Here is a 12,664-nt window from a genome sequence, read left to right on the forward strand (position 1 = left end):
GTTTTATCTTTCTGCAACTGCGGGCGGCCTGTACCCTTTGAGCATCAGCGAGAGTGAAATAACCGTGACCGAACTGAGCACCATGGCGGCGCCTGCATACTCCGGCCTGAATATAATTCCGTAAAACGGGTAAAGGACTCCTGCGGCGACGGGGATCAACGCCGTGTTGTATGCAAAAGCCCAGAAAAGATTCAGCTTGATCCTTCCCATGACCTTTCTTGAAAGCTGAATTGCGGCTGCGACATCTCTGAGGTCGCTCTTCATCAGGACTATATCAGCGCTCTCCAGGGCGATATCCGTTCCGCTTCCTACCGCTATGCCCACGTCGGCCTCGGCAAGAGCCGGGGCGTCATTTATGCCGTCTCCTACAAAGGCGGTCATGCCGGATTCCTCCCTGATCTTTTTTACCTGTGCGGCCTTTTCACCGGGCAGGACATTTGCATGTACATCGTCGATACCCGCCTCCTTTGCGACCGAAAGTGCAGTGATCGCGTTGTCCCCGGTAATCATCGAGACCGAAAGGTCCATTGCTTTTATCTCCGATACGGCCTTTCCTGCAGAATCCTTCAGTACATCGGATATTGCCAGTACCCCGATGATTTTTCCGTCCGCGGCTACTGTGACTGTTGTTTTTCCTGCACTTTCGTAGGCCGCAAGCGTTTCTTCGGTCTTTTCATCGATGACAGCGCCGCTGTTCGATACAAAGTCGCGGGTTCCTGCAGTGACATTCTTCCCGCCTGCAGTGACCTCAACACCGCCGCCTGTCTCGGACCTGAAGTTTTCCCCCTCAGGCACTGCGATCTCTTTTTCCTTTGCATAATCGAGGATCGCCTTTGCGATTGGATGCTCGGAGAAGCTTTCTGCTGCGGCTGCAAGACCGATCATCTCATTCTCTTCCATGCCGAAGGATGTAATGTCAGTGACCTCCGGCTTTCCCCGTGTCAGGGTCCCGGTCTTGTCGAATACTATCGTCTTCAGCTTCTCCGATATCTCGAGCGCCTCGCCGTTCCTGATAAGGATTCCGAGTTCAGCCCCTCTTCCGATTCCTACCGTAACAGCGGTCGGCGTCGCGAGACCGAGTGCACACGGGCATGCCACGACTATAATTGATATGAAGACGGTCAGTGCAAAGAGAGTTGTCGAACCGAGTACGAAATACCAGACCGAGGATGCAACTATTGCTATGAGAAGTATTGCGGGTATGAACCATGCTACAGCCACATCCGCGATCCTCTGGACCGGTGGTTTCGTCCTCTGGGTCTCCTCGACGAGGCTTATGATCTGCGATAAGACCGTATCCTTTCCTACCTTTGTAGCTGTGAATGCAACCGATCCCCCGGTAAGCAGCGTTCCGCCTGTTACCGTGTCTCCCTGCTTCTTTAGAACAGGCACCGGCTCTCCAGTTATCATAGACTCATCGACATACGCCTCTCCCGAGAGAACAGTTCCGTCGACTGGGACCCTGCTTCCCGGTTTGACAAGGATCTCGGCTCCTTCCATCAGGTCTTCTGCAGGAATCTCGACATATTCGCCGTCTTTCTTCACGAGGGCTTTTGCTGGCTTCAGGTTCAGGAGCTTCTTCACGGCATCGTTCGTTCTACCTTTTGCATTCGCCTCAAGATATCGTCCCAGCGTCAGGAATGCAGTGAGCATAACGGCGGTCTCGTAGAACATGAAATCGCTCGTGAGAACGATCTCAAAAGTGCCGAATACGGACGCAATATATGCCGTCCCGATACCGAGGGCGTACATCACGTCCATGCTGAGCGTTTTGTTTCTCAGGGAGATGAACGCTGCACTGAAAATGGGGTATGCAAGATAGATCAGGACTGGTGTGGAGATTATGAACATCAGGAGATTGACGGATATGAACGCCGAAAGCCCCGAGTACATTATTGCAATAAGAACTGCGGCGGTTCCCAGCCCGAGCACAATTCTCACGAGTTTGTTTTTCTGTTCCTTTTCGAACTCCTCTGTCTCTTTCTCTGAAGAAAAATCCTCTTCAGTCCCCATGTACTGGAAACCAGCCGATTCAACTGCCGTTTTGAATTCTCTTTTATCCGTGTCCCCCGGGATATACGATATTACAGCCGAGTTGTCGACGAGGTTTACATCGGCCGACATAACGCCGTCGACTTTTTCAAGAGCAGCTTTTACGCTTCCGGCACATACGGCACAGTGCATCCCGCCGATCTTGATCTTCTGTTCGGCAAGAGATACTCCGTATCCGCTCTTTTTGATTGCCGACTCTATATCCCCCAGGCTTATTTTTTCCGGGTCGAATCTTACCTGTGCGTCCTCTGATGCGATGCTGACGGAAGCTGAATCCACTCCTTCAAGCTTCTTCAGCGCCGATTCCACGTTCGCAGCACATGCCGCACAGTGCATCCCAGTGACCTTAAGAGAGGTCTTTTTTACCGGTTTTTCAGACATACGCTCTTCTCACTTAATAATAATGATTCCTCGTATGGAAAGTGCTTCTTAAGACTTATTATATATTTTGTACCTGTTTTCCCTTCATTAGACAGGATCATTATCTGCCCGCCGCAGTTATCCATGATACTCCTGATAAGACCAAGCCCGTGGCTTTTCTTACCAGAATTGCCATTTTCAGTCAGGTCTCCCACGTTAAAACCCTCAATAATATCACCAGGGATACCTGGTCCGAAGTCCTCGAAGAAAACAGATATTGCGGATCCCTCTTCGTATTCAGGTGCCGAGATCCTTACTTCTGTTCCGGCACCGCAGTGTTTTTTTACATTGTTGAAGAGGTTGTAGAATACGGAGCCAAGCAGATCGTCTGCTACGACCATGCAGCCGAAATCCTCGATGGTTATATCAAGGTCGGGATAGTTTTCGGCCTCCCTGCATATCAGCGGCCTTAATTCGACCGGCTTTAAATCGTGGCAGTTCTCATCGGATTGTCTCATAGCCTCGGTATTTTCAATCAGGTGTTTGATGTTTCCGATAAGATTTCTCATTCTCTTCTCCCACAGAGACTGCTCTTCTTCCGAATTTCCATCGATCTCAAGGCATCCGGTTTCTACCATGATCATATTTCTGATATCGTGCGTCAGGATATCGAGATAGAATTCATTTTTACTGATCTTTTCCCCGGCATGTTCATTTTTCTCTTCTTTATACTCATGAAATTCGGTAAAAAATCCGAGAAATTCCATCTTTTCATTAATATAAGGTGCTGCGTGAAAGAGAATCGGGATAATTTCACCGTAGCTTGTTACGATATCGAGCGGATAATCCCGCAGGTTGTTTTCTTTTAATGCGATGGCGAGAGCTGATTTCGCGTTTTCATGATCCCGGAAAAGCACTGCAAGATCCTTTCCTTCAATCTCGTCCTTCCTGTATCCTGACAATTTTTCCATCGCCGAGTTGATATCCATGATTTTGTACCTGTCGTCGATTGTGAGGAGCGGATCGATATGAGATTCAATAAGCCTGTTTTTGTATTCATTTGCCTCCTCAAGTGCTTTTTCAGATCTTTTCTTATCGACCGCGAGCAGGATTTTATGTGTGAGTTCGGCGAAAAGCGATTTGAGATCTGTACCCTTCTGGATATAATAATCCGCACCGCTGTTCATTGCCTCTATCACAACCTCTTCACGACTCCGGCCCGTGAAGATTATGAACGGTATGATATTCCCTTCCCCTCTGATCTTTTTCAGGAAATCCAGTCCGTTCATATCAGGCATCTCATAATCGGATATTACGGCTTCAAAATTTTGTTCTTCAAGTTTTAACAGCCCCTCTGCTGCAGAATTTCCTGTGGCAACTTTGAAGTAACCGGTTCTTTCAAGAAATATTTTTGTAATATCCAGGACCTCGGGATCATCATCCACTATGAGGATTTTAATCATGGTACTGAGTTTTGGGGATTAGGTTGCGATATATAATGGCCGAAAAAAATTTGTTTTTCAGAAAGGGATTTTTTATAATTTTATCGTGCGGTAGTACCTGTGAATTGGGATTTTCAAGATCAATTGCCCCCTTTTCAGTATAAATTACTGGATTTCTCCGCTCTCTGCCTCATCCATCAGGTGATGCATGTGTTCGTCGAGATTTTTCAGGTGTGCCACAAGTTCCTGGATGTCTCTTTCGACGTGCTCGATATCATCGTGGACGTGTTTAAGTTCGCCGTTTATGTGGGTTAATAGTTCACTTTCCATTTGTTTCACTTCCTTTTGCGCCGATTTTTCAACGCGATAATTAAGTTGAAAATACGGTCGCCTTGAACTTCTCCCTTCAATTTTAAGGAAAAGACCCGATTGTCAAAATTTTTTCATTACGAAAATGCTGTTATTCTGCCAGATCGTTTGGGAAATTAATTTAAAGTGTCCTGCAAAACAACTGGTTGTTAACCGGGGTGGTATTGTGGAAGAGTTGTCATTATTCGTTGCATTTTTCGGTGCCCTGTTCGCACTTGCAAACCCGTTCGGAAATCTTCCCTTTTTCATAACGTATACTGAAGGTCTCGCACCAAGGGTTCAGAAGGCAATGGCAATCCTTCTTTCCGTTTTTCTGGTGGTTTTTTTCGGTTTGTTCTTCTTTGCAGGGAATGCAATTCTGCAGTTCTTCGGGATAAGCATACCCGCATTCCAGATTGCGGGCGGAATAATCGTCCTGATTATCGCACTGTCAATGGTGAGCGGGGAGCATACCGAAAGGCAGAAGAAGATCATGCATGTCGACGGGGGTGCCGACGGGAATAAATCGCTGGAAAAGGATTTTGAGGAGGCCGAAGCCTTCCTGCCCAAAGTGCTCGTCCCCCTCGGAATCCCGATCTATGCAGGCCCTGGGGCACTGAGTGTCGTCATAATGTACGGAAACAAGGCATTTTCCGCAGGATGGGGAGCTGTCATCGATTCGCTGATCGTGATAGTAGTAATATGCCTGATCGTTTGCATCGTAAACTTCCTTGCAACCCCTATCAGGCATGGCCTCGGCGACCAGGGACTTGAGATACTTGTCAGGATAATGGGCCTGATTCTTGCGGCAATTGCAGTTACGCTCTTCATCGAAGGACTGGCGGCGATAAACAGCACCTTTATTGTGCCGTCTGTCTGAAGGCTCCCCTTTTTTTGGAAACCTAAATTTATTTGGATATCCTAATTATATTGATGACATCCTACAGGGGCAAAAAACTGACAAGAAAAACCGAGGATTATCTTGAGGCGATCCTGGTCGTAAGCCTTGAGAAAGGATACGCAAAGACAAGGGATGTCGCCGCTCTGCTTGGCGTGACCCCTTCGTCGACGGTCGAGATGTTCATAAAACTGGATAAGATGGGGCTTATCGAGTACAGGAAGTATGAAGGTGTCAGGCTGAAACCGGACGGCCTGGAGATCGCAAGAACAATCAAATTCCGCCACGACACTCTCTTTAATTTCCTGCGCCTGATCGGGGTTAATGATGATATTGCGGACAGCGATGCATGTAAGATGGAGCACGAACTCGAACGCGATACTATCTCTGCGATCGATAATCTCGTGGGCTTTCTTGGGGGGGATGACAATAAAAGAATACTTGAGGACCTGAAGAGATTCAGGGAGGAAAATTCTCACGATTCATAAATGTCGATTTTTCACACCTTCTTTTTTGAACATTAATCCCGGATGTCCGGATATTGTGAATTTTCTGTAAATTTCGGTCACCTGAGATTTTTTATTATATTCTTTGGGAGATTTGCATTCGTTTCAAAAATTTCGGGTCATCTTATTCCATACCTAAACTGCAATTTTAGTTTAGATGATGAAGCCTGAGATAAAATTCGTAAATGATGAAAGGGGCCGGTGCTTAAATACGCCGGCAAGAGATCCCCGGGGAGGGTATTGAATGTCTCACTCTGGCGGACGCTCTTCGATAGGCGGGGTCAGGGATCTCTCACGTGTCTCCCCGGTCCTGCTCGAACTTGCGGGTATAAAACTGAAGGAGGATTCCCCCCTGAAAGCGGGGAATAAACCGGTTTACGGGGGTGTAAGGATGTAGCAGACCGTCGCCTGTGTTATAAAATCTCTACAATAAAATAGCGTCAGGGAAAAATTCATGGCTATACACTCATGAACGCATCAAAACCAACACACCGTTATCGACTCTAAAACCTCTGGATTATAAAAATCCACACAATCCATAGTTAGGGTTTTCTCCAAAAACCCAAATACATTATATTATTCGCAGAAACCGAATCTTTTTTGAAACCCTTTAATATTTGTATAAAAATAAAGATGATATTCTAAAGAAATGAGGTATGAAATGTCCGGAAAAATACATCTCAGCAGGAAGGCGGAGGATTATCTCGAAGCGATCTATATAGTTAGCCGGGAGAAAGGCTACGCCAGGACAAAGGATGTTGCTGCCGAACTCAGGGTCAGCCCTTCAAGTGTGGTGGAAATGTTTCGGAAGCTTGACAGGCAGGGTCTTGTCAGGTACAGGAAATACGAGGGGGTCGTCCCGAATCCCGAAGGTCTCCGCATAGGAAAGATGATAAAGAGCAGGCACGACACTCTCAAGGCGTTCTTCATGAGGATCGGAGTTCCCGAGGATATCGCAGATGAAGATGCATGTATGATGGAGCATGAACTTAATCCCAGATCCATCGAGCAGATCCAGTTCCTGTTGAACTTTGTCGATGAAAGGGCGGATCGGTCCCATACATTCGCGGACTTTGAGGCATACTGCCGTGTCAAAAGATCAGAAGAAGCAAAAAGCGATCCCGAATAATTATTTTAGCATTAAATTTAGTTTTGCTGTCCTTATTTAAGGTGGATTTTCCCGCCGGATTGATTTTGGAATTTCCGGATAATCCTAATCTGTTCCGGTTTTTGATTAAAAACCGGGTATTTTTCGAACCCTATTCATTACAACCGAATTTGCAACATCTTATGGTAAACTCATGTTTCTGACCGAATTGTCCCAATCGGAAAGAGGAAGGATCACAATGATTCCCGGTCGCGGTCGTTCAAGACAGGATCTTGCACTCCGCGGGCTTTCTGAGGGATGTATTGTTAAAATGATATCCGCAGGCTGCGGACCCGTAGTCGTTGAGGTCAAAGGCATTACTCTTGCGATTGGAAGACGAATGGCTGGCAGAATCAGGGTTTTGAGAATAGATAGCTGATTATTGAGGAATCCTATGAAGAAAAAGTTGTCCGAGATGGATTTTGGTGATTACGGGACTGTCTGTGAGATCAGTTCCAACAAATCGGGCCTTCGTGCACTTGGAGTCAGGGAGGGAAAGACCCTGACCATGGTTACAAAACAGCCTGTAAAAGGGCCGGTTGTTGTAATGCTCGGTGAAGTCGAGGTCGCGATGGGCCTTGAGATGGCCGATTCCGTCTTCGTCGAATGTAACTGATACGGGGAGACTGGATTATGGCAGAAAAGATAAGAAAAATAAAGAAAATAATGATGGTCGGCAACCCGAATGTCGGGAAAAGCGCTCTTTTCAACCGCCTGACCGGCGGAGAAGCGATTGTCTCCAACTATCCCGGCACCACTGTGGATTACACCAAGGGTGAATTCGCCGAAGGAGGGGTCTTTTACGAGGTCACCGATGTGCCGGGTACGTATTCTCTTGATCCCCGGGACGGTGCTGAAGAGGTTGCCGTAAGTCTTCTTGAAAAGGCGAAAGGGGAAGTCGTGATGATAGTCCTTGATGCGACAAGGGTCGAGCGAGGCCTGTATCTTGCACTCGAGGTTATCGAACGCGGCTATCCGGCAATTATCGCATTGAATATGATAGATGAGGCGCATGACAAGGAGATCCTGGTGAATCCTTCGGAACTCCAGCGCCTGCTTGGAGTGCCTGTCGTTGCAACATCCGCTATCAGCGGTGAGGGCTTGAAAGACCTTGCAAAGATGGCAGGAAAAGCACGTGTCTCTGATGTTTCACAGATAAAGGCTGCACTTGAAGGAAAGAACAAAGAACCCGCTCAGTCCGGCGGATGCAAGGGCTGCGGTGGATGCGGAGGCTGCTGATATGGCTGGTAATTATATCTCCGAGGACGAACGCTGGGATCTTGTAGACAAGATTTCAGGCCGCATTGTAACATACGGCGAATACAAACAGAGCCTCCGTGATGTCATCGGTGAACTCACCGTTGTTCCGCTGACCGGAATTCCGGTTGCAATAGCTGTACTGTATGCCTTCTGGAGCATATTTGGCTCTTTTGCAGGAGCTCTCATGACCGACGGGTTCATGGTGAAGCTATTCGACAACTACTGGCTGCCATGGCTGCAGTCCGTATGGCCCGATCCCGGCGGATGGATTTATTTCCTGTTTGTAGGGGATCCGGCGGCCGATAACTGCTTTGAGGCATTCGGTATGCTGACATCCGGTTTGTTCGTCTCCCTGGGTGTCGTCTTGTGGGCGGTTTTGATATTCTACCTGATGATGACGCTTCTTGAGGATTCGGGCTATCTACCCAGGCTTGCGGTTCTGGTGGACACCCTGCTCCACAAGATCGGTCTTCACGGGTATGCAATCGTCCCCGCGATCCTCGGTCTCGGGTGTAATGTTCCTGCCGTAACAGCGACACGCATCCTCGAAACAAAGAAGCAGCGCTTCATGATGATGACGCTCCTTGCGATATTCATCCCGTGCGGGGCACAGCTCGGTGTGATGCTCGAAGTCATACCGGATTCGGTAGGCTGGGTGATGCTCTATCTTATAGCGGGCTTTGCAATCTTCGGAATAATCCTCGATAAGATTATTCCCGGCAAGAATCCCGAGATACTGATCGATGTTCCTGCATACCATATGCCGGTATGGAACAATGTCGGCAAGAAGCTCTGGATGAGGACGAGGGGATTTTTAAAAGAAGCTGTCCCGTTCGTCCTGTTCGGTGTGCTGGTCGTAAACCTCCTCTATCTCGGAGGGGTTATACAGGCGTTGTCGAACTTCTTCGAACCTCTGTTCGTATACTGGTTCGGCGTGCCGAAGGAGACGGCCGGTCCACTGGTTGCCGCATTCCTGAGGAAGGACCTTGCAATAGCACAGCTTTCGGCGATTCCGATGACGACATACCAGATGATTACGTCTGTGGTCCTGATCTCGATATACTTCCCGTGCGTGGCAACCTTTGTTGTTATGCTTAAGGAGGGTTGGAAACAGCTTCTGGCAGCAGTCGGAGTGCTGTTCTGCGTAGTTATGATCTACGGCGGCCTGATTCATGCAATCGGAATTCTCCTGGGGGTGGCGTAAATGGATATGAAAAACAGCAGCAATGAAAAATTCAGCGGCCTGAGCATATATGTTCTGGTTATAGGTATAGTGGCGTTTGCATTCGGGTGCGCCGACATTCTTGTCTGGGCCGGTTTCAGTCCCGGAATCGAGTTCGGGATAATGGAGATCGCCGGCGACGACTTCTTCCGCTGGGCATGGGGCGGCCTCGTAGTGCTCATAGGAGGAGTTATAATGCTCTCCGGTGCGTTGAAGGCATATGAGATCAGGCAGTTTGCAAAAGTAACCCTTGGGGCGCTCATGGTGCTCATGATCGCGGCAACGGATTTGTTTGCAAGGCTCTGCGAGAGCATTCCGGCAGGAGAAGATTCGCCCGAGTTTTTCAACTCGCTGGGTGGATTTTTAAGCGGTTTTGCTCCTCCTTATTCCCCTGCAATTATCCTTCTGCCTTTCATCCTGGTGCTTGTATACCTGGCGGTAAGGTACGACAAAGAAAACCAATAAATTCTTTTTTAACGGAAAAGAGCTTTTTTCCTAAATTTCAATTATCCTGTTGCAGTAAAAAAATGCCTGAAGTATCTCGTAAATCTCAGATTACGCTTCAATGAGGCTGACAAGACTTTTTTGATTCACAGATTGTGCAATGCCCATATGATAAGCATTATATTGTCTTGAAGAGATTCATCAACATATCAGATAAATCATCAGCATAAATCCGGATTTCTGTCGGGAAACAGAACGCCGGATGAAAAAGTAACAATTGAAAAGATATTTCATATATGACATTTTAAAACTGATATTCAGACCAAAACCGGAATTTTCCTTTAAAACAAAGGATCTAAATTTGAAAGATTATATTTATATAATTATTTAGATCATATTTTAATAAATAATTCGACCATTATATTATTTTATTTGATCATATTAATATAATATTAAAAATAATCTCCCTGTTGTGGTGTTTGACGCGGGGATTATGAGCATTGGGTATTTTATTGACCGATCGATATTTTATCTTTTTAATGAATTCCTGCTGAAAACAGGCGAAATATTACACTATAATGGGAGGACACCTTATGCCGGAAAAGAAGGAATGTGAAGTGTTCTTGTCTTTGTTAAATACCAAAGGCAGGGCCGGGAGTTTAGACAATGTGGAGTCCGGACAGGAATTTCACCGGACTGTCAATATATCAGGCATTCTGAAGCCCGGATTTAAAGAGTTCTACAATTTTGGAGAAATTCTCTCTGCAATGCGCGATAAAAACTGCGATCAAAATACGGAAGGCAGTCTTACAGGAATTTTTAAAAAAGTAACTTCGCTTTGATGATTGTCCGTCTATTTAGTGGGTAATTGTCATTTTGCGGAATATAAACCGGGTTAACAATAAGGGGGATAAGATGGTTAAAGGAGGATATTTTTTTACAGTATTAATATTCATCGTCGTATTGTCAGGCATGGTCGTACCCGGATCATGTTTCATTTGTGCAGTTGATAATTCACCCGGGCAGACCGGTATACAGGGCAGCAGCTCTTATTATGGTTCAGGGGATTTACCTGCTGAAAAAGAATTAAATCAGTCTTTATTTGAAATTCCTGTCCTTAACGACTACATTGCCGTTGGGACAACCATTCTTTTGTCGTTTTCGGCGGTTTTGTTCATCGGGTACTTTTACAGCAGCAGGCTGAAAATGACCCGGAACGGTTTTATAAAGATGGTAGAGGAGAGAGAAACTCTTCTTTCCTGTGTTAACGAGCGGTTCAACAATACTTTTGCCGTTATCAGCAGCCTGATCTCGATGCAGATTTTAAATTCGAATGAAGAGGAGACAAAACAAAAACTGACCGAGATTAATAACAGGATATTGTCAATCTCGATGGTGCATAAATGCCTGTTGCAATCGAAAGTCGTTTCGAAGGTTAATATTCATGATGTCTTCTTAAGCCTGGGCGAGCAGATGGTTCAGACTTATTTCCTGGGCAAAGATATTGATTTTAAAGTAAAAGGCAAAGAATGCCTGCTTGATATCGATCAGGCTATACCCCTTAGCATGGTCATGAACGAGATCATAAGCAATTCATTGAAATATGCTTTTGCAGGTCGGGTTTCCGGGGTGATTTCTGTTGAATACAGTTGTGAGAACGATAAATTCGAATTGTGCGTCCGTGATGACGGTGTAGGTATTCCCGAGCACCTGATCGATGAAAGCCAGGAGTCGCTGGGCCTAAGTCTTATACGCAATCTTGTATCCCTGCAGCTTAAAGGAAGTGCTGATCTGACAGTTGAATCCGGGACAAAATGGATGATCACTTTCCCGGTAAAAAGCGAAGAGATTTCGTTATAATTTTTGATTTTCATTTTTTTAGCAACAATTCTCCAAATGCCCCATTTATTGATGTGACAGAATCGTTTCTGTTTCAGTTATTCCCTGTTCGTCACTTTCAGCAGAAAACAGTCGTGTATCTTTAACCCGCGAATACTCACCGGTCTTTCCGGTTCAAACGGGGTATCTTTATTTCAGGATTCGACAAACAGTTCCTGAGTGATTATGGCCGGGGAACTGAAACAGGCACTGAAAGATAAATGCAGTGGGATGGACATTCCTCTTTTCGGAGTGGCTGATGCTGGTCGGTGGGAGAATCCTCCGTTCAAACCGTGGATGCCTGAGGCTTTCTACCCCCGGTCGATCTTTCCGGAGGCCAAATCCGTTGTGGTACTCGGGCTACCTGTCCATCTGCCTGTCATCGAGACCGCCCCTTCGATCTGGTACAGGGAACTCTATCGCACCTTAAACAGCCTTCTCGACCAGTACGCCTGGCGGATTGCCGAATATCTCAACGAACGAGGGTATCCTTCGGTCTTTATACCCCGGGACGGGTACACGGGCATCGATGTGCTCCTTGAAAAACCGATCGCCTTCTTCTCCCACCGTCATGCCGCATTTTTCGCAGGACTCGGAAATTTCGGGGTGAACAATATGCTCCTGACCCCGGAATACGGTCCCCGCGTGCGTTTCGGGTCTGTGCTTACCACAGCCGAACTCCCACCCGATTCCATGATGGAGGAGGAGCTTTGCACCCGCTGCATGGCATGCGTACGGATGTGCCCGGCATCTGCCCTCAGCGATAAAGGGCAATACCCGGAGTTCCTTACAGATAAAAAGGCATGTGCGGAGAACAGTGCCGGACTTGAGAAGCGGCGCCTTGCTCCCTGCGGAATCTGCGTGAAGGTCTGTCCGGCAGGAAAAGATCGCACTTTATATGACAGAAAGAATATCGGGATATATGATGAAGACCGGAACCTGAGGGCCGACCTGAAACGGTCATGGGAGCATGTCAGGTCGTACGGGACGCGATAAAGTTTTAGTCTTATCCTTTATCCAATTCAGGACTCTCCGGTCCGTCCACTGCTTAATTATGCAGGGATGAGGCCCGGCCCCTTCAGGAGTTTCGGCATTGAAATTATTCAC

General features: G+C 46.9%; 15 protein-coding genes. 12 read left to right on the forward strand and 3 right to left on the reverse strand.

Going from position 1 to position 12,664, the window contains the following annotated elements; genetic code table 11:
- Nucleotides 1-3: 3 nt before the first annotated feature.
- The 3 genes from METPAY_RS10140 to METPAY_RS15160 form a co-directional block, all read right to left on the reverse strand.
- Nucleotides 4-2,433, reverse strand: coding sequence for a heavy metal translocating P-type ATPase (locus tag METPAY_RS10140; RefSeq protein WP_048152098.1), 2,430 nt, complete (start codon nt 2,431-2,433; stop codon nt 4-6).
- Nucleotides 2,415-3,875 carry a hybrid sensor histidine kinase/response regulator gene (locus METPAY_RS14285; RefSeq protein ID WP_052418768.1) on the reverse strand — a complete coding sequence of 487 codons (1,461 nt, stop codon included), beginning with the start codon at nt 3,873-3,875 and terminating at the stop codon, nt 2,415-2,417. Before METPAY_RS14285 ends, METPAY_RS10140 begins: the two co-directional genes overlap by 19 nt.
- Nucleotides 3,876-4,019: 144 nt before the next feature.
- Entirely contained in the window at nt 4,020-4,184 is a 165-nt protein-coding gene (locus METPAY_RS15160; protein ID WP_169743660.1) for a hypothetical protein, read from the reverse strand.
- A gap of 205 nt (nt 4,185-4,389) precedes the next feature.
- Here METPAY_RS15160 and METPAY_RS10150 point away from each other — a divergent pair, with 205 nt between their 5' ends.
- The 12 genes from METPAY_RS10150 (at nt 4,390) to METPAY_RS10195 (ending at nt 12,553) form a co-directional block, all read left to right on the forward strand.
- Nucleotides 4,390-5,082, forward strand: coding sequence for a MarC family protein (locus tag METPAY_RS10150; RefSeq protein WP_048152101.1), 693 nt, complete (start codon nt 4,390-4,392; stop codon nt 5,080-5,082).
- 53 nt (nt 5,083-5,135) lie between these two features.
- Nucleotides 5,136-5,588, forward strand: a complete 453-nt coding sequence (locus METPAY_RS10155) for a metal-dependent transcriptional regulator (protein ID WP_048152104.1) — start codon at nt 5,136-5,138, stop codon at nt 5,586-5,588.
- 262 nt (nt 5,589-5,850) lie between these two features.
- On the forward strand, nt 5,851-6,003 hold the full coding sequence (locus METPAY_RS14970) for a hypothetical protein (RefSeq protein ID WP_157199062.1): 153 nt from the start codon (nt 5,851-5,853) through the stop codon (nt 6,001-6,003).
- Nucleotides 6,004-6,267: 264 nt separating this feature from the next.
- On the forward strand, nt 6,268-6,735 hold the full coding sequence (locus METPAY_RS10160) for a metal-dependent transcriptional regulator (protein ID WP_048152106.1): 468 nt from the start codon (nt 6,268-6,270) through the stop codon (nt 6,733-6,735).
- A 172-nt stretch (nt 6,736-6,907) separates the two neighbouring features.
- A complete protein-coding gene (locus METPAY_RS14740) occupies nt 6,908-7,132 on the forward strand; it encodes a FeoA family protein (protein ID WP_084600803.1) in 225 nt (74 codons plus the stop codon).
- Between the two features lie 15 nt (nt 7,133-7,147).
- Nucleotides 7,148-7,369 carry a FeoA family protein gene (locus METPAY_RS10165; RefSeq protein WP_048152108.1) on the forward strand — a complete coding sequence of 74 codons (222 nt, stop codon included), beginning with the start codon at nt 7,148-7,150 and terminating at the stop codon, nt 7,367-7,369.
- Between the two features lie 17 nt (nt 7,370-7,386).
- Nucleotides 7,387-7,992, forward strand: a complete 606-nt coding sequence (locus METPAY_RS10170; protein ID WP_048152111.1) for a FeoB small GTPase domain-containing protein — start codon at nt 7,387-7,389, stop codon at nt 7,990-7,992.
- Nucleotide 7,993: 1 nt separating this feature from the next.
- Nucleotides 7,994-9,217: a nucleoside recognition domain-containing protein gene (locus METPAY_RS10175; protein ID WP_157199063.1), complete on the forward strand. Its 1,224-nt coding sequence runs from the start codon at nt 7,994-7,996 to the stop codon at nt 9,215-9,217.
- A complete protein-coding gene (locus METPAY_RS10180; RefSeq protein ID WP_245611616.1) occupies nt 9,218-9,700 on the forward strand; it encodes a hypothetical protein in 483 nt (160 codons plus the stop codon).
- A gap of 572 nt (nt 9,701-10,272) precedes the next feature.
- The gene (locus METPAY_RS10185; RefSeq protein ID WP_157199064.1) at nt 10,273-10,521 is read left to right on the forward strand and encodes a hypothetical protein; all 249 of its coding nucleotides are present in this window, start codon (nt 10,273-10,275) and stop codon (nt 10,519-10,521) included.
- Between the two features lie 73 nt (nt 10,522-10,594).
- On the forward strand, nt 10,595-11,539 hold the full coding sequence (locus METPAY_RS10190) for a sensor histidine kinase (RefSeq protein ID WP_048152116.1): 945 nt from the start codon (nt 10,595-10,597) through the stop codon (nt 11,537-11,539).
- Between the two features lie 204 nt (nt 11,540-11,743).
- Nucleotides 11,744-12,553, forward strand: coding sequence for a 4Fe-4S binding protein (locus METPAY_RS10195; protein WP_048152119.1), 810 nt, complete (start codon nt 11,744-11,746; stop codon nt 12,551-12,553).
- The last annotated feature ends 111 nt before the right edge of the window (nt 12,554-12,664 follow it).

This window comes from Methanolacinia paynteri, assembly GCF_000784355.1.
Classification (GTDB): Archaea; Halobacteriota; Methanomicrobia; order Methanomicrobiales; family Methanomicrobiaceae; genus Methanolacinia; species Methanolacinia paynteri.

Excerpts from the sequence above, each read along its gene's own strand:
- METPAY_RS10185 (WP_157199064.1), top strand. The coding sequence starts at position 10,273 with ATGCCGGAAAAGAAGGAATGTGAAGTGTTCTTGTCTTTGTTAAATACC.
- METPAY_RS14740 (WP_084600803.1), top strand. The coding sequence starts at position 6,908 with ATGTTTCTGACCGAATTGTCCCAATCGGAAAGAGGAAGGATCACAATG.
- METPAY_RS10190 (WP_048152116.1), top strand. The coding sequence starts at position 10,595 with ATGGTTAAAGGAGGATATTTTTTTACAGTATTAATATTCATCGTCGTA.
- METPAY_RS14970 (WP_157199062.1), top strand. The coding sequence starts at position 5,851 with ATGTCTCACTCTGGCGGACGCTCTTCGATAGGCGGGGTCAGGGATCTC.
- METPAY_RS10180 (WP_245611616.1), top strand. The coding sequence starts at position 9,218 with ATGGATATGAAAAACAGCAGCAATGAAAAATTCAGCGGCCTGAGCATA.
- METPAY_RS10165 (WP_048152108.1), top strand. The coding sequence starts at position 7,148 with ATGAAGAAAAAGTTGTCCGAGATGGATTTTGGTGATTACGGGACTGTC.
- METPAY_RS10140 (WP_048152098.1), bottom strand. The coding sequence starts at position 2,433 with ATGTCTGAAAAACCGGTAAAAAAGACCTCTCTTAAGGTCACTGGGATG.
- METPAY_RS14285 (WP_052418768.1), bottom strand. The coding sequence starts at position 3,875 with ATGATTAAAATCCTCATAGTGGATGATGATCCCGAGGTCCTGGATATT.
- METPAY_RS15160 (WP_169743660.1), bottom strand. The coding sequence starts at position 4,184 with ATGGAAAGTGAACTATTAACCCACATAAACGGCGAACTTAAACACGTC.
- METPAY_RS10155 (WP_048152104.1), top strand. The coding sequence starts at position 5,136 with ATGACATCCTACAGGGGCAAAAAACTGACAAGAAAAACCGAGGATTAT.
- METPAY_RS10195 (WP_048152119.1), top strand. The coding sequence starts at position 11,744 with ATGGCCGGGGAACTGAAACAGGCACTGAAAGATAAATGCAGTGGGATG.
- METPAY_RS10170 (WP_048152111.1), top strand. The coding sequence starts at position 7,387 with ATGGCAGAAAAGATAAGAAAAATAAAGAAAATAATGATGGTCGGCAAC.
- METPAY_RS10175 (WP_157199063.1), top strand. The coding sequence starts at position 7,994 with ATGGCTGGTAATTATATCTCCGAGGACGAACGCTGGGATCTTGTAGAC.
- METPAY_RS10160 (WP_048152106.1), top strand. The coding sequence starts at position 6,268 with ATGTCCGGAAAAATACATCTCAGCAGGAAGGCGGAGGATTATCTCGAA.